This window comes from Parageobacillus sp. NEAU-HV-2, from assembly GCF_059115485.1.
The window spans coordinates 360,808-379,106 of sequence record NZ_JBXUJJ010000001.1; the positions used below are offsets into that span (position 1 = coordinate 360,808).

General features: G+C 45.0%; 15 protein-coding genes and 1 pseudogene. 9 read left to right on the forward strand and 7 right to left on the reverse strand.

Annotated features, from left to right (window positions below; translation table 11 throughout):
• The first annotated feature begins 70 nt into the window (after positions 1–70).
• Complete coding sequence (locus tag AC1WMD_RS01995) at positions 71–1,219, forward strand: cation:proton antiporter (RefSeq protein WP_043903923.1); 1,149 nt, start codon at positions 71–73, stop codon at positions 1,217–1,219.
• 45 nt (positions 1,220–1,264) lie between these two features.
• Here AC1WMD_RS01995 and AC1WMD_RS02000 read toward each other — a convergent pair whose 3' ends face one another.
• From AC1WMD_RS02000 to AC1WMD_RS02010, 3 genes and pseudogenes are all read right to left on the reverse strand, one after another.
• Positions 1,265–1,393, reverse strand: a complete 129-nt coding sequence (locus AC1WMD_RS02000; RefSeq protein ID WP_008878800.1) for a hypothetical protein — start codon at positions 1,391–1,393, stop codon at positions 1,265–1,267.
• Between the two features lie 24 nt (positions 1,394–1,417).
• Complete coding sequence (locus AC1WMD_RS02005) at positions 1,418–2,182, reverse strand: alpha/beta fold hydrolase (protein ID WP_494255867.1); 765 nt, start codon at positions 2,180–2,182, stop codon at positions 1,418–1,420.
• Between the two features lie 94 nt (positions 2,183–2,276).
• Positions 2,277–2,513: pseudogene (locus AC1WMD_RS02010) on the reverse strand (HAD family hydrolase); the annotation flags it as partial.
• Positions 2,514–2,670: 157 nt separating this feature from the next.
• Here AC1WMD_RS02010 and glcT point away from each other — a divergent pair.
• The 4 genes from glcT to ptsP all read left to right on the forward strand — a co-directional run bounded on the left by glcT (position 2,671) and on the right by ptsP (position 7,918).
• The gene (gene glcT, locus AC1WMD_RS02015; RefSeq protein ID WP_043903926.1) at positions 2,671–3,528 is read left to right on the forward strand and encodes a glucose PTS transporter transcription antiterminator GlcT; all 858 of its coding nucleotides are present in this window, start codon (positions 2,671–2,673) and stop codon (positions 3,526–3,528) included.
• Between the two features lie 273 nt (positions 3,529–3,801).
• Complete coding sequence (gene ptsG, locus AC1WMD_RS02020; protein WP_043903927.1) at positions 3,802–5,823, forward strand: glucose-specific PTS transporter subunit IIBC; 2,022 nt, start codon at positions 3,802–3,804, stop codon at positions 5,821–5,823.
• Positions 5,824–5,930: 107 nt separating this feature from the next.
• The gene (locus AC1WMD_RS02025) at positions 5,931–6,197 is read left to right on the forward strand and encodes a phosphocarrier protein HPr (RefSeq protein ID WP_043903928.1); all 267 of its coding nucleotides are present in this window, start codon (positions 5,931–5,933) and stop codon (positions 6,195–6,197) included.
• Positions 6,197–7,918, forward strand: a complete 1,722-nt coding sequence (gene ptsP / locus AC1WMD_RS02030; protein ID WP_043903929.1) for a phosphoenolpyruvate--protein phosphotransferase — start codon at positions 6,197–6,199, stop codon at positions 7,916–7,918. The genes AC1WMD_RS02025 and ptsP overlap by 1 nt, the downstream gene beginning before the upstream one ends.
• 37 nt (positions 7,919–7,955) lie before the next feature.
• Here ptsP and yyaC read toward each other — a convergent pair whose 3' ends face one another.
• The 3 genes from yyaC to AC1WMD_RS02045 all read right to left on the reverse strand — a co-directional run bounded on the left by yyaC (position 7,956) and on the right by AC1WMD_RS02045 (position 9,615).
• Positions 7,956–8,507 (reverse strand): spore protease YyaC, encoded by a 552-nt coding sequence (yyaC, locus tag AC1WMD_RS02035; protein WP_494255868.1) that lies wholly within the window; start codon positions 8,505–8,507, stop codon positions 7,956–7,958.
• 84 nt (positions 8,508–8,591) lie between these two features.
• A complete protein-coding gene (locus AC1WMD_RS02040; protein WP_494255869.1) occupies positions 8,592–9,263 on the reverse strand; it encodes a GNAT family N-acetyltransferase in 672 nt (223 codons plus the stop codon).
• A gap of 94 nt (positions 9,264–9,357) precedes the next feature.
• The gene (locus AC1WMD_RS02045) at positions 9,358–9,615 is read right to left on the reverse strand and encodes a YbxH family protein (protein WP_186003912.1); all 258 of its coding nucleotides are present in this window, start codon (positions 9,613–9,615) and stop codon (positions 9,358–9,360) included.
• 136 nt (positions 9,616–9,751) lie between these two features.
• Here AC1WMD_RS02045 and AC1WMD_RS02050 point away from each other — a divergent pair, with 136 nt between their 5' ends.
• From AC1WMD_RS02050 to AC1WMD_RS02065, 4 genes are all read left to right on the forward strand, one after another.
• Positions 9,752–11,689, forward strand: coding sequence for a methyl-accepting chemotaxis protein (locus AC1WMD_RS02050; protein WP_494255967.1), 1,938 nt, complete (start codon positions 9,752–9,754; stop codon positions 11,687–11,689).
• Positions 11,690–11,981: 292 nt separating this feature from the next.
• Entirely contained in the window at positions 11,982–14,840 is a 2,859-nt protein-coding gene (locus tag AC1WMD_RS02055; RefSeq protein ID WP_043903932.1) for a 2-oxoglutarate dehydrogenase E1 component, read from the forward strand.
• A gap of 25 nt (positions 14,841–14,865) precedes the next feature.
• Positions 14,866–16,134 carry a 2-oxoglutarate dehydrogenase complex dihydrolipoyllysine-residue succinyltransferase gene (odhB, locus tag AC1WMD_RS02060; RefSeq protein ID WP_494255870.1) on the forward strand — a complete coding sequence of 423 codons (1,269 nt, stop codon included), beginning with the start codon at positions 14,866–14,868 and terminating at the stop codon, positions 16,132–16,134.
• Between the two features lie 135 nt (positions 16,135–16,269).
• On the forward strand, positions 16,270–16,500 hold the full coding sequence (locus AC1WMD_RS02065) for a hypothetical protein (RefSeq protein ID WP_043903934.1): 231 nt from the start codon (positions 16,270–16,272) through the stop codon (positions 16,498–16,500).
• Positions 16,501–16,583: 83 nt separating this feature from the next.
• On the opposite strand, the gene AC1WMD_RS02070 is transcribed toward AC1WMD_RS02065, so the two are convergent.
• Positions 16,584–18,284 carry a b(o/a)3-type cytochrome-c oxidase subunit 1 gene (locus AC1WMD_RS02070; RefSeq protein WP_017434595.1) on the reverse strand — a complete coding sequence of 567 codons (1,701 nt, stop codon included), beginning with the start codon at positions 18,282–18,284 and terminating at the stop codon, positions 16,584–16,586.
• Between the last annotated feature and the right edge of the window lie 15 nt (positions 18,285–18,299).

An 18,299-nucleotide genomic window follows, 5' to 3' on the forward strand; every position in this document is an offset into this window, starting at 1 on the left:
GAAGTTGAAACCATTTGCGCATGCTAAACGTAGTTTAATGGGGACAATCATATGCAAAGGAGAGTGCGTAATGTTAATTGCTCAATTAGCAGCGATTTTATTTGCCACGAAAATCGCGGGGGATCTTGCCGTGCGGTGCGGCCAGCCGGCCGTGCTTGGCAAATTGCTGATCGGCATCGTGCTCGGGCCAAGCGTACTCGGGATTGTGGAAGACACGGAAATTTTAAAGGAGCTCAGTCAAATAGGTGTGATTTTGCTAATGTTTATTGCCGGATTAGAAACAGATATGGAGCAGTTCAGGCGTACAGGAAAAGCGGCGGCATATGTCGGCGTCCTTGGCATCATTGTTCCGCTCATCCTTGGATATGCAGCTGGAGTGGGAATGGGGTTATCGGTTGAAAAGGCAGTATTTCTCGGTCTGTTGCTGTCGGCGACAAGCGTCAGCATTTCGGTGCAGGCATTGAAGGAAATGGATCAGCTGAAATCGAAGGAAGGATCGGCAATTTTAGGGGCGGCAGTCATTGACGATATTCTCGTCATCATCGCGCTTGCATTTTTAATGAGCTTGACCGGCGGCGATGTTCATCTCGGTGCGGTCATTTTGAAAAAAGTTGCATTCTTTGCCGTCGCTATTTTATTGGCATGGAAAGCCGTGCCGCTTGTGCTGCGGATGTTTGCCCCGTTACGTGTGACGGAATCGGTTATTTCTGCTGGCTTAATTGTCTGCTTTGCGTTTGCCTATTTTGCGGAAGTCACAGGAGTGGCGGCGATTATCGGTTCGTATATCGCTGGATTAGCTGTCAGTTTTACCGATTATAGGCAAGAAGTGTTTGAAAAAGTCGAAACGATTGGTTATGCCATTTTTGTACCCGTCTTTTTTACTTCCATCGGGGTGGCCGTCGAATTTTCCGGCGTGTTTGAGCATATTTGGCTTCTGCTCGGATTAAGCGTATTAGCCGTATTGACGAAACTGGTCGGCGCCGCGTTGGGAGCAAAAATGGCTGGGTTTTCCTGGAATAGCGCGCTTGCTGTCGGAGCCGGAATGGTTTCCCGTGGTGAAGTAGCGTTAATTATTGCCGGAATCGGATTGGAGACAAAGCTGTTGCCGCCTAATTTGTTTGCTGTTCTTGTCGTGGTAGTGCTTGTAACAACAATTGTTACACCTCCGTTATTAAAGGTGATTTTCAAACGAAAGCAAGTTGCCACACGGGTGGCGTAACAAAAACGAAGGAGGCGAATGAGGATCGCGCCTCCTTTGTTCTTTTCACGAACGATTTTTTTTCGCTTGTTTTGCCGTATCAATACTATCTTTTGCCATTTCTGCTTCTGCTTTAGAAACGGTCGGGTTGGCTACTTCCTGGCTTACTTTATTTTGTCGCCCTTTTTTAGACATTGTTTTTTCCTCCTTTCTTCCATCTTACGTTATACAATATGTCTTCAAAATTCCATTTAATTCACAGTGATGTTTAGTTGGAATTTGATGGCGTGCGTTTTCAATATAGATTATTTTCGCATGAGGTACATTTTTCTTGATCAGCTTCTCATATGGATGCATATAGTAATCGCGGGCGCCATAAATAAGAAGGATTGGCATACGTAACAATCTCAGACGCTCCGTACAGGAATAGGCTAATCCTTTTTCGTACATGTTTACTAAATCTTTTTTATTGACTAATCGTACATATTGTTTTAGTTCCTGTTGTTCTTTTTTATTTTTTTCATGCGATTTGGCTAATACGTTCGCAAGTAAAGAAACAGCACCGATTTTTGCCGCATAAATGCCAAGCAAAAATTCATAACGCAGCAAAGCAGTGCATACTTCAGAGAATCCGCCAATTAAAATGAGCATTTTTACTTTATGAGGATAGCGTAAGGCAAACTCTAACGCAATGGATCCACCGTTAGAATAGGCGCAAATAATCGCTTGTTTTACGTGAAGTGTATTGAGCAAGCAGTAAATATCATCAGCTAGCAGCGGAATCGTAATTAGACGATTCGACGGGCTGCTTTTCCCGTTACCGCGCATATCGTACATAATGACGCGGAAGTGATTCGATAAAGATTGTTGATGGCGGAAAACGATATGCCCCATTCCAGGCGGATGAATGAATAAAAGCGGTGTGCCGCTCCCCATCTCTTCGTAGTAGAGACGAACGCCATCTTCTACCATAATATATGGCATGGTAACCCCCCCTGTTTGCACGCCCACTCATAGTATGAATCTGTATGGAGAAAAACATGAAAAAAAGAGCTGGCATTTCTTACTCAGCCAGCTCTTATTGCATCATATTTGGTGTAGGAATGTTTTTAAGAATAATGTGTAACCCTTCACTTACGGAATTTATCACATATCGTGATTCTTTTTTTACATCAGGATGAGCATGAGACATGGCAAAGCTATAAGGGGTTAGACGAAACATTGGAACATCGTTAAACGCATCGCCGAAACAAGCAATTTCATTAGGCTGCACGCGAAGATGCTCCATTAAAGTGCGAATTGCATTTCCTTTGCTGTAACATGCTTTTCATTCTAGAGGGGAGAAAAAGGAGCGCGAAATATACGCCACATTTCGTTGTTAAGAAAAAATCCATATTTAATTCATTGACGATTGATAGATCGTTGCGTAAGATGATAATATTGCAAACGTTTTATTAAGGGAGTGGGGCTTTGTGACAGAGTCCTTTCGAGTGGAAAAAGTGTTAAATAATAATGTGTTAATTGCTTCACATCCAATGTACGATGAAGTGGTATTGCTCGGAAAAGGGATTGGGTTCGGAAAGAAAAAAGGGGATTATATTGAGCAGAGTGCCGTTGAAAAATGGTTCATTTTAAAAAATGAGCGGGAACAAGAACGATATAAGAAATTGCTGCCGGAGCTTGATGAAGAATTTATCGGGCTAATGAATGAAGTGATCCAGCACATTAAACAGCGGCTAAATGTTCCGTTAAACGAGCATATTCATGTTGCGCTGACCGATCACATTTCATTCACACTAAAACGGTTGGAACAAGGGCTCGATTTAAAAAATCCTTTTTTAGTAGAAACGAAAAGCTTATATCCACTAGAATATGAAATTGCCTGTGAAGTTGTCGACATGATTAACCGAAAATTAGAAGTCGAGCTGCCGGAAGGGGAAGCTGGATTTATCGCACTCCATATTCATAGCGCGATTTCCAAGCAAAGCCTTTCTGAGGTCAATCAGCATTCCCAATTGATTGCCAAGCTTGTTCAACTTGTTGAACAACAGCTAAATATAACGATTGATCGTAACAGCATTCATTATTTGCGCTTTGTCCGCCATTTGCGCTACGCGATTGAACGAATCAAAAAAGGGGAAAAAGTCGAAGAACCAAAAAAATTGTCGAAAATCTTGAAAGAAGCATATCCGCTATGCTATAATACTGCTTGGAAATTAATAAAAGTGATGCAACAAACGTTACAAATGCCAGTAGACGACGCAGAAGCGGTATATTTGACAATGCATCTACAAAGACTTGCAACGAAGGAAGCAGAAACAATAGAATAAATTGTCTCGCTTTACGTGTTACTGATTCGATCAGGCATGAGTAAAGAAGGCAAAGTAGAACAAGCAAGGGGATCTATTATTCCTCTTGTTGTAAGCGTTCTATTTTTGTCATTCTTTGCTCATGCCTTTCGTTTTTGTTTATATGTCGTCAATAAGTCTGACATCTGACGTATTCTTTTTTCGAGAAAACCGCAAAAACAATTTCTTGTTTATCGTACATGAACATAACGTTTGTTGCAAAACTTATACACAGAGAAAAAGGAGGGCATTAAAATGAAAAGAGCATTTGGTACGTTGCAAAAAGTCGGTAAAGCGCTTATGTTGCCAGTAGCGATTTTACCGGCGGCAGGAATTTTGCTTGCATTTGGCAATGCCTTAAAAAATCCGGCTTTAACGGATAAAATTCCTGCGTTAAAAGCAGATTGGGTCGTGCTTGTTTCTAATGTCATGGAACAGGCAGGCGGAATTGTGTTTTCGAACTTGTCGCTCCTTTTTGCGGTTGGGGTAGCGATTGGATTAGCCGGCGGTGACGGGGTTGCCGGGCTTGCTGCCATTATTGGTTATTTAATTATGAATATCACCATGAGTGTGATATTAGGTGTTACGCCAGATATGGTCGGTGACAATCCTGCATTTGCCAATATATTAGGAATTCCGACATTACAAACTGGTGTATTCGGCGGTATTATTGTCGGTATATTAGCTGCTTATATGTATAATAAATATTTCAACATTGAGTTGCCACAGTATCTTGGCTTTTTTGCCGGAAAACGTTTTGTGCCAATTATTACAGCAGCATCTGCGGTATTGCTTGGAATCGTGATGACATGGGTATGGCCACCGGTTCAACATGGTTTAAATGCGTTTTCCCATAATATGATTGATGCGAATAAGGCATTAGCTGCATTTATTTTCGGGGTTATTGAGCGTGCGTTAATTCCGTTTGGATTGCATCATATTTTCTATGCGCCATTCTGGTTTGAATTTGGCGAATACGTGAATAAAGCTGGACAAGCAGTACACGGTGACCAAAAAATCTTTTTCGAGCAATTAAAAGATGGAGTGCCATTAACTGCAGGAACGTTTATGACCGGAAAATTCCCATTCATGATGTTCGGACTTCCAGCAGCGGCGCTGGCGATTTATCATGAAGCGCGTCCGGAAAACAAAAAAGTGGTAGCTGGTATTATGGGGTCAGCCGCTTTAACATCGTTTTTGACAGGGATTACAGAACCAATTGAATTCTCCTTCTTATTCGTTGCACCAGCGTTATTTGCGATCCATACGATTTTTGCAGGATTATCTTTTATGACTATGCATCTGTTAAACGTAAAAATTGGCATGACTTTCTCTGGCGGGGTTATTGACTTCCTGTTATTCGGAGTATTGCCAAACCGAACGGCATGGTGGCTTGTCATTCCGGTCGGATTAGTATTTGCGGTCATCTATTACTTCGGATTCCGCTTTGCGATCCGCAAATGGGATTTAGCAACACCAGGACGTGAAAAAGTGACAGAAGAAGCGCCGACGGTGAAAGCAGAAGCGAACGACCTTCCATACGAAGTGCTGGCGGCGCTTGGCGGCAAGGAAAATATTTCCCATTTAGACGCCTGCATCACCCGTTTGCGCGTCTCTGTCAATGATATTAAACAAGTCGATAAAGACCGCTTAAAAGCGTTAGGCGCAGCGGGCGTTTTGGAAGTTGGAAACAATGTACAAGCGATTTTCGGACCAAAATCCGATATATTAAAAGGACAAATTAAAGATATTATGGAAGGAAAAGTTCCAGAGCGGACAAAAGAAGAGCCGGCGGCAGCGGAGGAGACAAAAGACGCCGCAAAAGCGGAAACGATCGCATCGCCGCTGACAGGGGAAGTCGTTCCGCTTTCGGAAGTGCCAGACCAAGTTTTTTCACAAAAAATGATGGGCGATGGCTTTGCCATTATGCCGACAGACGGAACTGTCGTTTCTCCGGTTGACGGAAAAATTATCAATGTATTCCCGACAAAGCACGCAATTGGCATCGAATCGGCCGCAGGTCATGAAATTTTAATCCACGTTGGAATTGACACCGTCAAGCTGAACGGCCAAGGTTTCGAAGCGCTGGTGAAACAAGGCGATGAAGTGAAAAAAGGCCAGCCTATTTTAAAGGTGGACTTAGAATACGTGAAAAACAATGCTCCTTCGATTGTAACGCCAATTATTTTCACGAATTTGCAGGCGCAAGAAGCGATTCGTGTAACGAAACAGGGAGCGGTCACAAAAGGAGAAGACCGCATCGCTGAAATCGGTTAACGGTGCGAATTTTCTTCGACAAATTTCGTTGTTCTTCATTTGAAGAAAGACAATATTATTTGGTATGATGACAAAGAAAAAATATAAGGAAAAGGGGAATGACGACAATGGCTGAAAAAGTGTTTAAAGTAACTTCAGAATCGGGAATTCACGCTCGTCCGGCAACGATTCTTGTTCAAACAGCGAGCAGATTCAACAGTGACATTCATTTAGAGTATAACGGCAAAACGGTAAACTTAAAATCGATTATGGGTGTTATGTCTTTAGGCATTCCAAAAGGCGCTGAAATTAAAATTACTGTAGAAGGGGCAGATGCAGCAGAAGCGATGGCGGCGTTAACGGAAACATTATCTAAAGAAGGTCTTGCACAGTAATGACAAAAACAATTCAAGGAATTGCTGCATCGAGCGGTATCGCCATTGCGAAGGCATACCGCTTAGAAACCCCTGAATTCGTTGTAGAGAAAAAAGTTGTTTCCGATCCGCAGGCAGAAGTTGCACGTTTTGAAGCAGCAGTGGCGAAAGCAAAAGAAGAGCTAGAAATCATCAAACAACATGCTTTGCAACAATTAGGGGAAGATAAAGCTGCGATTTTTGCTGCGCACCTGCTTGTACTAAATGATCCAGAATTATTAAATCCAATCAAAGAAAAAATTGAGACAGAACAAGTGAACGCGGAATACGCGTTGGATGAAACAGCGGCGATGTTCATTTCCATGTTTGAAGCGATGGATAATGAGTATATGAAAGAACGCGCCGCTGACATCCGCGATGTCACAAAACGCGTGCTTGCCCATCTGCTTGGGGTGACGATTTCGAATCCAAGCTTGATTGCTGAAGAAGTTGTGATTATTGCCGAAGATTTAACTCCATCCGATACAGCTCAATTAAATCGCCAATATGTTAAAGGGTTTGCAACCGATATTGGAGGACGTACATCCCATTCCGCCATTATGGCAAGATCAATGGAGATCCCGGCTGTTGTCGGCACGAAACAAGTAACAGCGGAAGTGAAAAATGGCGATATCGTGATTATCGATGGATTGGATGGACAAGTTGTTGTAAATCCATCGGAAGATGTGCTCGCACAATATGAAGAAAAACGTACCCGCTATGAAGCGCAAAAGGCAGAATGGGCAAAACTTGTGCATGAAAAAACAGTGACAAGCGACGGCCATCATGTCGAACTTGCCGCAAATATTGGTACGCCGGATGATGTGAAAGGGGTACTGGAAAACGGGGCGGAAGGAATCGGACTGTACCGTACGGAATTTTTGTACATGGGCCGTTCCGAGCTGCCGACAGAGGAAGAACAGTTTGAAGCGTATAAAACGGTGCTGGAACGAATGGAAGGAAAGCCCGTTGTCGTGCGCACGCTTGACATCGGCGGTGATAAGGAATTGCCATATTTAGATCTGCCAAAAGAAATGAACCCGTTTTTAGGATTCCGCGCCATCCGTCTTTGCCTAGAAATGCAGGATATGTTCCGCACGCAGCTTCGCGCCTTGCTGCGGGCAAGCGTATACGGGAATTTAAAAATTATGTTCCCGATGATTGCAACGCTTGATGAATTTCGCCAAGCGAAGGCAATTCTTTTAGAAGAAAAAGAAAAATTGCAGCGTGAGGGTGTACCAGTGGCTGACGGTATTGAAGTCGGCATGATGGTGGAAATTCCGGCGGCCGCGGTGCTTGCCGACCAATTTGCTAAAGAAGTCGATTTCTTTAGCATCGGCACTAATGACTTAATTCAGTATACGATGGCGGCAGACCGCATGAACGAACGTGTTTCGTATCTTTACCAGCCGTACAATCCAGCAATTTTGCGCCTTATTAGCAACGTCATTGATGCTGCGCATAAAGAAGGAAAATGGGCTGGAATGTGCGGAGAAATGGCGGGCGATGCGATCGCCATTCCGATTTTGCTTGGTTTAGGATTGGACGAGTTCAGCATGAGTGCGACTTCCATTTTGCGGGCGCGCGCGCAAATGAAAAAATTATCGAAAGAAGAAGCGGCGCGCTTTAAAGAAACCGTCCTCTCGATGAGCACGGCCGAAGAGGTTGTGGCGTTTGTAAAACAAACGTTCCATATTGAATAAAAACTAGCGGTGAAGTGACTGCTTCACCGCTAGTTTTTTAAGCAAGAACGGAAGAGGTTGATTCGTAGCCAAACCGCTGCCGTACGGTAAGAGAAATTCCTAAAGCGATGGTTTTTGCCATTTGATAAACGATATGTAAATTCGTATATGGAAGCATCCCGACGTCTTCACAGTCTTCCATCATTACCCCCATGATGCTTATATCGCCGACAGCGGGAAGTTGTTTGCCAAGGGCAGAGCCAGGAGCAAGTGCTCCGGTGCGGATGACGATCGTATGGATATAGTCGGAAACACCGACAACGCTATCGATCGAGATCGTATATGTTGATGGGGTTGTGCGGATTTGTTTTATCGTTTCTTTTATGTTCGTCGCATCGACCGGCTGTTTCAAGTTTCCGATGACAGTCATATGTTTCGGGTAAAGGTTGGCTAACAGTGTTCCGACAAATGGACCTAAACTGTCTCCGTTAATGCGGTTGCTGCCGATGCATATCACAACGAGATGATCTACATATGGCGGAAGCAGCGAAAAAAGATAGTTGCGAATAAGCAAGGGAGCCAATGGATCGTTATAGGAAATGGGCTTCATCACCAGTCGTTCCTTTCAGTTATCCTCTCCCTTCTTATTCGCGCCGTTCGCAATGAAACCCTTCTCTGATAAACTATTAATTTTTTACAAATAGCGTTTAAACGGGTTTCGCCATTCCATAAGCACAGCATAATTGAGAGACTCTTCGTCTTCTAAATAATTTTCGATGACTTGAAGAGGGGTGCGGCCGCATCGCAATAAAAAGGTGATAACAGGATCTTTCAGCTCTCCTTTTAATACTTTTTCGAGATATTGCGTTGCCGATAGATGCTCGGCATGGCGGTGATAGCCCGGCATTCTCCCCCCGCCGAGGAGACGGTCGACATTCAAGCGGACGACCACTTCATACATCGATTGCATGAGCCATTTTCCAAGACCTAGTTTTCGGTAAGGCGGGGAAACGCAAATATCGACAACATATAACGTGTTTCCATCAGGACGGTGATTGCGGATATAGCCGCCGTCTGTAATTTCTTCCCATGTGTGCGCAGGATGGTTTGGGTCAAAATCGACAAGCAGGCCGGTCATCGACCCGACAACGCGTCCGTCCACTTCCACGCAAAGTGCCCCTTCAGGAAAAAGAGAAACATGATTGGCAAGCTGCTCTTCATTCCACCATAGTTCGGACGGAAACGGCGGCGGAAAACTTTCTTGCTGGACGCGGATTAATTGCGGGAAATCCTTTTTCGTATAGTTGCGAATAATCGCTTTATGCGGGACATCGCCATCAAAAACATAAAGTTCTTTCCAATACATCTTCATTCCCCCTGCCTATCAATGTATCATTATTTCCATCATATAAGAATGGTGGTAAAATCAGCAAGAAAAAAACTGCTGTTTATACAGCAGTTTAGCCGCTATGTTGATTGATATAATGATCAATTAATGATTCGATTTGCTGTTCGTCCGGTTTTTCTCCGGTGAAACGGAATGTTACTTCATCCATCAGCACCCCGTCGCGGTATACATGCAGTGCCCCTTTTTGCTGGATGACGCTATATTCGATATCAAAAATATATCCATCTCGTTCGATAGCCCCATATCGTTTCTCACCTGCCTGTCCGTTAAAGATTCCTTTCTTATTGTCTCGTTTTTGCCCGTGTTTCATGCGTTGAATAAGAAGCTGCTCCTATAGACGTATGACGATAGTCCTTTATATAATGAAGACAAAGTTCGACAAAAAGACAAAAAAGGGGAGAAACAAAGTGGTATTTAAAACATTGCGGACAAAGTTGACCATCTTAATGGCATTGCTAATGATTGTTTCTCTGGTCGCTATTCAGATCGTCGGGGTGGTCGAAGCAAAAAAACAGATCCGCCAGGACGTCGAAAAACGCGCACAATCCATTTTAAACGGGGTGCTAGGCGATATTCGCGACAGTTTTCAAAGCGAGGAAAATAGCTTGCTTCAGTTTAGCGAATCGCCTATCGTCGAGGAAATGATCAAAAAGGAAGATGCTTGGCCGCTGCTTAACCGGCAGTTTCGCACGTTTTTAAAAATCCACGAAAATATTCAACTTGCTTACATTGGCACGGCCGAGAAAAAAATGTATACGACGCCGGCAGCGCAGTTGCCTGACGGCTATGACCCGACTTCGCGTCCATGGTATAAAAAAGCGGAAGAAAATCCGGATCGAGTCGTTTGGACCGAACCATACATCGATGCGATAACGGGAAAAAATATCGTGACATTGGCGAAAGCGGTAACAGAAAACGGCCGCGTCAACGCTGTGCTCGGGATTGACATGACGCTGGATACAGTGACGAGAATTGTCAACAATAGCGAGGTTGGCTACCATGGGTACCCTGTGCTGTTTGACAGCAAGGGAGTCGCGATCGTTCATCCGCAATATAAGGGAAAAAATATGGCGAAAAACGCGGCGGTCCAATATATGTTAAGGAATAAAAGCGGCTTTTATACATATACATCCGGAAGCGAAAAGCGGGTGATGTATTTCACCACGATTCCTGAACTCGGATGGAAAGTCGGCACCGTATATAAAGAAAAAGATTTATTGGCGATGAGCAATTCCCTTGCTATGAAAATGTTTATCATCACCGTGGTCGCATTATTGATCGCGATTGTCGTTATTTATTTTCTCGCCCGTTCGATTTCGAAACCGGTCATTGCACTTCAGCACCAAACCGAAAAAGTCGCAGAAGGCGATTTAACGGTGCATGTGCGCGTAAAATCAAAAGACGAAATAGGCCAGTTGGCCGATCATTTCAATCATATGATTGCGCAAATGCGCGCGCTTATTCAGCAAGTCAATGAATCGGTAGACGAGCTCGCCGCCTCCGCTGACCATCTTAGTTCCGTTTCTGAGGAAACGATGGCGACAAGCGAACAAGTGGCCAGCGCCATTAACGATATTGCCAAAGGAACGACGGAGCAAGCGAACGATTTAGATACGATCAATGAACGGATCTCGGCGTTGTCCGCACAAATCGAAACGGTAACACAGTCGACGGCAAATATGCAAACATTGTCGAATGAAACGAAAGCGGCTAGTTATGATGGCCTCGAAAATTTAAATGTGCTGCAGTCAAAGTCGGATGAGGCGAAAAAAGAATTGGTTGCCGTGGAAGAAGTAATGAATGATTTAGTCAAAAAGATGGAAGAAATTGATGGGGTGATTCAAACGATTACCGCCATTTCCGGACAGACGAATTTGCTTGCCTTAAACGCGAGCATTGAAGCGGCTCGGGCGGGGGAACATGGAAAAGGATTTGCCGTCGTCGCAGAAGAGGTGCGCAAATTAGCCGAGCAGTCCGCAAGAGCAACCGAGCTGATTCGCCAAACGATCGCAATGATTCAGCAGCAAGTGAGCTTGGCGATGCAGGCGGTGAATCATTCGAAAGACATGTACGAGCAGCAGCAGCAAGCCGTTCATACAACAGGTGATTCATTTGTCAAGATCGTTACGATGATGGAAGAGTTAACAACAGCGATTGCCGAGATTACAGAGGAAGCGAAGCGGATGAACGAAGGCAAAGATGACGTTATCAGAGCGATGCAAAATATTTCTGCCATTGCCCAGCAGTCCGCCGCAGCGGCGGAAGAAGTAGCGGCATCTGCCGATGACCAGCTGCAGGCGTTAGGGACGGTGACGGAATCGGCAGAAAAATTAAGCGAGATGAGCCGGGAACTGCAACAACTTGTAGAAAGATTTAAAATATAATCATCTTATCAACGTTGCTATGTTCTTCGTTGATTGTTTGCGTGGCACTCTATCGTTGCCGCGTTTTTTTATTTTTCAAAAAAAATAGACTATTGGAGATTTTTATGCTTAATCATCGATTTTAATGAGTGATAGTGCTAAAATATACATTGAAAACGTTTATAAAGTTATTTCCTTGTTTATTTGGGAACAATGATAGGAGAACAAGCAGATCCCGTCCGCATTTTTCTTGATGGGCACGGGGGCGCAAAACGATCCCAAATGAACGAAAATTAGTTGGAGGTTTTTCGTAATGGCAAAGCAAACGATGAACTGTGCAGAACCATGGAGCCAATTTTATGGCCCAAACCTCGGGTACGTGATGGAAATGTATGAGCAGTATCTCGAGAATCCAGACGCTGTTGATCCCGAGTTGCGGCAATTATTTGAACAATGGGGAGCCCCGACAACGGAAGCAGAACCGTTTGCGTCAAGCGAGGAGATCGCTAAAACGCATCAGACGTTCCGCCTTCCGGAAAATCCAACGGTATTTAGCAAACTCGTCGCTGCTGTCAAACTAGCGGACAATATCCGCCATTACGGACATTTAGCAGCCGATATAAATCCATTAGACAAGCGAAATAAAGGAATACGCCGCATCGAATTAAGCGAATTTGATTTGACCGAGGAAGATTTAAAACAAATTCCTGTCGCGTTTATTTGTCCGCATGCGCCTGCGCATGTGAAAAATGGATTGGATGCCATTAATCATTTGCGGAAAGTATATACAGATAAAATTGCGTTTGAATTTTCGCAAGTACATAATTTAGAAGAAAGAAACTGGCTGATTCAACAAATTGAGTCGGGGGCATATTATCCAAGCTTAGTAAACGAAGAAAGGGTGGCATTGCTCCGCCGCCTCACGGAAGTGGAAGGATTTGAAAAATTTATTCATCGCACATTTGTCGGGCAAAAACGGTTTTCGATTGAAGGCTTAGATGCCATGGTGCCGCTATTGGACGAACTCGTTCGCCAATCGATTGAAAAAGAAGTAAAAGCAGTGAATATTGGCATGGCGCACCGCGGCCGTTTAAATGTGCTTGCCCATGTCCTTGGCAAACCGTATGAAATGATTTTTGCCGAATTCCAGCACGCGGAAAGCAAAGATTTTATTCCTTCGGAAGGATCGGTAGCTATCACATACGGCTGGACGGGGGATGTGAAATACCACTTAGGGGCGGCCCGCCGTCTGCGCAATAAAAATGAACATACGATGAGAATTACGTTAGCAAACAACCCAAGCCATTTGGAAGTCGTCAACCCGGTCGTGTTAGGCTTTACGCGCGCGGCTCAGGAAAATCGTACAAACCCTGGCATGCCGTCTCAAGATACAGATTCGTCGTTTGCCATTATGATTCACGGAGACGCGGCATTCCCTGGGCAAGGAATTGTGGCGGAAACATTAAATTTGAGTCAATTGCAAGGATATCAGACGGGCGGATCGGTTCATATTATTGCCAATAATATGATCGGTTTCACGACAGAAAGCCATGATTCCCGTTCGACCAAGTATGCGTCCGATATTGCCAAAGGATTTGAAGTGCCGATTGTGCATGTGAACGCCGATGATCCGGAAGCCTGCTTGGCGGTGGCAAACCTTGCTTTTGCTTACCGGCAGCGCTTCAAAAAAGATTTTGTCATTGATTTAATTGGCTATCGCCGTTTCGGCCATAACGAAATGGATGAACCGATGGCGACAAACCCGACGATGTACAGCATCATTCAGCAGCATCCAACCGTTCGTCAGCTTTATGCGCAAAAACTCATCGAAAAAGGCATTGTTACAAAAGAAGCGGTAGAAGAAATGGAACAGGAAGTGGCGGAAAGACTGAAAATTGCGTATGAAAAAGTTCCAAAAGATGAGTCAAAGCTCGATTTTATTATGGATCCGCCGAAACCGGTTGCAAGCAAATTGCCGGTTGTCAAAACGTCTGTGGAAAAAGATATATTGCAGCGGCTAAACAAAGAATTGTTGCAGTTCCCTGCTGATTTTCACGTGTTTAATAAGTTAGAGCGCATCTTAAAGCGGCGTGACGGCGTGTTTGACGGCAACGGGAAAGTGGACTGGGCGCACGCGGAAATTCTTGCTTTTGCAACGATTTTACGGGACGGCGTGCCGATCCGCCTCACTGGGCAGGATTCGCAGCGCGGTACGTTCGCTCAGCGTCATCTTGTGCTTCATGATACGAAAACGGGCAAAGAGTTTGTTCCGCTGCACCACATTAGCGATGCGAAAGCTTCCTTTGTCGTCTACAACAGCCCGTTGACAGAAGCGGCTGTGCTTGGATATGAATACGGCTATAACGTCTTTGCTCCGGAAACGCTTGTACTGTGGGAAGCGCAGTTTGGCGATTTTGCCAATATGGCGCAAGTGATGTTCGATCAGTTTATTTCGTCCGGACGCGCGAAATGGGGACAAAAATCCGGTCTCGTCATGTTGCTGCCGCACGGTTATGAAGGGCAAGGACCAGAACATTCAAGCGGCCGTTTAGAACGGTTTTTACAATTAGCAGCGGAAAATAACTGGACGGTAGCTAACTTGTCAACTGCCGCTCAATATTTCCATATTTTGCGCCGGCAAGCAAGCATTTTGCAAAGGGAAGAAGTCCGTCCGTTAGTGCTGATGACGCCAAAAAGCTTGCTGCGCCACCCGTTGGCGGCGTCGGAGGCGGAAGAGTTTACAAACGGTCAGTTCCGTCCGGTCCTTGAACAAACAGGGCTTGGCAAAGACCATGAAAAAGTCGAGAGAATTATTTTAGGTACTGGAAAACTGATGATTGATTTAGCGGAGCAAATCAATAAAATGGAAGGGCTTGATTGGCTCCACGTCGTACGCGTCGAAGAATTATATCCATTCCCGAAAGAAGAGCTGCAGGCGATTTTCGTCCGTTATCCAAATGTCAAAGAAATCGTCTGGGTGCAAGAAGAACCAAAAAACATGGGAAGCTGGTGTTATATGGAGCCAAGACTGCGGGAAATCGCGCCGGAGGGAGTGGACGTCAGCTATATCGGCCGACGCAGACGGGCAAGCCCGGCAGAAGGCGATCCTGTTGTTCACCGGAAAGAGCAAGAACGCATTATTCGCTGTGCATTAACGAAAAAAGAACAATAACGCAAGATTTGAGGAGGGCATCAACGTGGCTGAAGTCAAAGTTCCAGAATTAGCAGAGTCTATCACAGAAGGAACCATTGCGCAATGGTTGAAAAAACCTGGTGACTACGTCGAAAAAGGCGAATCAATCTGCGAGTTGGAAACGGATAAAGTGAACGTCGAAATTATGGCGGAAGAATCTGGAGTATTGCAGCAAGTTTTAGCGAATGAAGGGGACACGGTTGCCGTAGGGCAAGCAATCGCTGTCATTGGCGAAGGACAGGCTGTACAAGAAGCAGCAAGCCAAGCGGCGCCGGAGGCGGTGCAAGAAACAAAAGAAACAGCGGTAAAAACGGAAGAAAAACAAGAACAGCCAGTCATGGCGGGCAATCAGCCGGCGCAGCGTCCGATTGCTTCGCCGGCGGCGCGGAAAATCGCACGCGAAAAAGGCATCGATTTAACACAAGTTCCTACGGTCGATCCGCTAGGACGCGTTCGCAAACAAGATGTCGAGTCCTTTGCCCAGCAGCAAGTTCAGCCGCAAGCGCAGCCGGCCGCATTGACCCCGCCGGTTCAACAGCCGTCTCCAGCGGCATTCAAACAAGATGACGGCAAACCGGTCGTCCGTGAGAAAATGTCGCGCCGCCGTCAGACAATTGCTAAACGCTTACTAGAAGTGACACAATCTACGGCGATGTTGACAACGTTCAATGAAATTGATATGTCGGCTGTCATCGAACTGCGCAAACGGAAAAAAGATAAATTTTTTGAAGAACACGACGTCCGTCTCGGATTTATGTCCTTCTTCGTCAAAGCGGCGGTAGCGGCGCTGAAAAAATACCCTTATGTGAATGCGGAAATTCAAGGCGACGAAATTATTTTGAAAAAATACTATGATATTGGTGTCGCCGTTTCTACCGATGAGGGCTTAGTCGTTCCGGTGGTGCGCGACTGCGACCGGAAAAACTTTGCCGAAATCGAAAGAGATATTGCTGACTTGGCGGCAAAAGCGCGCAACAATAAACTATCGCTAAGCGATTTGCAAGGCGGAACGTTTACAATAACAAACGGCGGGGTATTTGGTTCGCTCTTCTCTACTCCGCTTCTTAACGGACCGCAAGTTGGTATTTTAGGCATGCATTCGATCAAGCTTCGTCCGGTCGCGATTGACGAAGAACGAATCGAGAACCGTCCAATGATGTATGTGGCGTTATCGTATGACCATCGAATCATTGACGGGAAAGAAGCAGTAGGCTTCTTAAAAACGGTAAAAGACTTAATCGAAAATCCAGAAGACCTTCTATTAGAAAGCTGATGAAAAGGAGGCAGACTCCAAAAAATCGTTTTTTGGGGTCGCCTCTTTTTTTGTTTTATGGAAAACAAAGCGCCACTGTGAAAAGGAATGATTCGTTTGGTTTGAAGGAAAAATAGACAGAAAAGGAGGGATAACATGCCAGAGCGCGGAAGAAACGATCATCCTCATAATTTTCATTTCGATGGGGAGCGAGAGGGAATCATAAACGATGCACTCGCGACAGAGGGGGATACATTAGGAGTGCGAAGCGATATAGACCCGTTGCAGCTAGCCAATCAAGAAAATCCATTTCATGTAGCGAAAGTGAATGTAGACGAAGAAATGAAACAATTTCGTTCCATAATGGATGGAGAAAGAAGAGGCTGACTCAAAAGTAAGGGTGTCCCCAAAGCGATCACTTTTGGGACACTCTCTTTTGACCGAAATCAGGTTATGCGACACCATATTTTTTACCAGGTCCGGTACGGAAGTGATCCAGGTGAGTGGTGCATCAAGATCTGATAGATCGGAATAGCGTACGCTATTACGGAAAGGGCGATGGAGACACCGATCCAGAATGACCATCTTTCCAGAATTCGTGGTGGATGTTCCGCCTGTTCGTTGACAACGCCAATCGGATATTCGATTGTTTTTTCGGATTTCGGTGCCAAGAACAACAAATTGAACCAGATATACAGTACCAGTAAGATGGCTACAAACAGGATGACGCCTCCTGCAGCGATTACCTGGTTATAAGAAAGCCATGTAACAGCAAGTTCATGTCCACCGTAAGTGGAGTAACTGGTGCGCCGAGGTGCGCCAAGGAGCCCGACAATATGCATAATCACCGCCATCAAGAACATGCCGATTGCCCACAGGACTGCCTGGATGATGGCAAGCCTGTTCAATTGCTTCGTGAAAACCCGTCCGGTTAAGACTGGAATCAGCCAGTAGGAAATAGCAAAGAATGTCAATAATACTGTAGATGCGATTGTCAGATGGAAATGGCCTGTGACAAACCACGTATTATGCACCATCTGGTTCAGCTGGTAACTCGCATTAATGATGCCGCCGGCCCCGGCCGGTATGAAGATGATCATGCCCATGACGGCAGTGAAAAAGCGGGCATCCTTCCATGGCAGTTTTTTCACCCATCCGAACAGTCCTTTTCCGCCGCGGGACCTTCCAGCCAGTTCAAATGTGGCTAAAATTGCGAATGCCGTCATCAAGGACGGGATGACAACCATCATCGTCAAAATGACCTGAAGAAATTTCCAGAATGATCCAATTCCCGGTTCGTTCAATTGGTGATGGAAGCCGACTGGAACTGAGAATAAAATAAACAAGATAAAGGTCAGCCTTGGAAGCGAGTTGCTGAAAATTTTACCGCCAACGACCTGCGGAATGTTGACATACCAATAAATATAAGCTGGCAGAAGCCAGAAATAAACGAGTGCATGACCAAAATACCAGAACAATGTCCGGCTCAAGCTGACATTCACCCGATCAACGATGCCGAATGACCACGGAATAAGCTGGAAGACTACTTCAATGGCGACAAACAAACTGGCGTGAAGCCATAAAATCAACGTAGCCACAGCCATATAAGCGAATAACGGAGAGGATTGATTTTTATGATTCTTGCGCCAGCGAATGTATGTTGCAAAGATTCCGAAAGCACCGAACCAGCTTCCCACGATCAGCAGTGCAGTACCTATGTAAAACCACGGTGAGGCTTTCATTGGTGCATAAAACGTATACAGCACTGTGCTATCATTCGTTAGAATAGTAATTGTGGCCATAACGGTTCCGACAGCCATCAAGTAAAATCCGATCCAGCCGAGTATCCTTGCGGCAGGCGTAAGTTTGCCGTCAAGTGTGCGCGCAACCCCTGAATATAGATAACCAATAATGAAAAACGTTGTAAAAACTAGTGCAAGAAGCACGCCATGTGCTGTGAGCAATTGATAATAGTTCAGCCAATTCGGTAATTGAATCCAGCCGCTCCGTTGCGTGACCTGCAGCAATCCGGCAATCGCACCAAGAAAAACAGCGAAAAAAGAAAATCCAATATGCGCTAAAATTAGATTGGAATCTTTCTTTTCAAATCGGAAATCGGTAAAAGCGTTGTTACGTCCGCCAGTTTCAGCGATAGTATCGTTCGTACTCATGTTTCATTCCCCTTC

What these genes read in the sequence shown, in the direction of transcription:
- AC1WMD_RS02000 (WP_008878800.1), bottom strand. Translation starts at nt 1,393, where the DNA reads ATGTCTAAAAAAGGGCGACAAAATAAAGTAAGCCAGGAAGTAGCCAAC.
- AC1WMD_RS02005 (WP_494255867.1), bottom strand. Translation starts at nt 2,182, where the DNA reads ATGCCATATATTATGGTAGAAGATGGCGTTCGTCTCTACTACGAAGAG.
- AC1WMD_RS02055 (WP_043903932.1), top strand. Translation starts at nt 11,982, where the DNA reads ATGGCAAAGCAAACGATGAACTGTGCAGAACCATGGAGCCAATTTTAT.
- AC1WMD_RS02025 (WP_043903928.1), top strand. Translation starts at nt 5,931, where the DNA reads ATGGCTGAAAAAGTGTTTAAAGTAACTTCAGAATCGGGAATTCACGCT.
- AC1WMD_RS02040 (WP_494255869.1), bottom strand. Translation starts at nt 9,263, where the DNA reads ATGTATTGGAAAGAACTTTATGTTTTTGATGGCGATGTCCCGCATAAA.
- yyaC (WP_494255868.1), bottom strand. Translation starts at nt 8,507, where the DNA reads ATGAAGCCCATTTCCTATAACGATCCATTGGCTCCCTTGCTTATTCGC.
- ptsG (WP_043903927.1), top strand. Translation starts at nt 3,802, where the DNA reads ATGAAAAGAGCATTTGGTACGTTGCAAAAAGTCGGTAAAGCGCTTATG.
- ptsP (WP_043903929.1), top strand. Translation starts at nt 6,197, where the DNA reads ATGACAAAAACAATTCAAGGAATTGCTGCATCGAGCGGTATCGCCATT.
- AC1WMD_RS02065 (WP_043903934.1), top strand. Translation starts at nt 16,270, where the DNA reads ATGCCAGAGCGCGGAAGAAACGATCATCCTCATAATTTTCATTTCGAT.
- AC1WMD_RS01995 (WP_043903923.1), top strand. Translation starts at nt 71, where the DNA reads ATGTTAATTGCTCAATTAGCAGCGATTTTATTTGCCACGAAAATCGCG.
- AC1WMD_RS02070 (WP_017434595.1), bottom strand. Translation starts at nt 18,284, where the DNA reads ATGAGTACGAACGATACTATCGCTGAAACTGGCGGACGTAACAACGCT.
- AC1WMD_RS02045 (WP_186003912.1), bottom strand. Translation starts at nt 9,615, where the DNA reads ATGAAACACGGGCAAAAACGAGACAATAAGAAAGGAATCTTTAACGGA.
- AC1WMD_RS02050 (WP_494255967.1), top strand. Translation starts at nt 9,752, where the DNA reads ATGGCATTGCTAATGATTGTTTCTCTGGTCGCTATTCAGATCGTCGGG.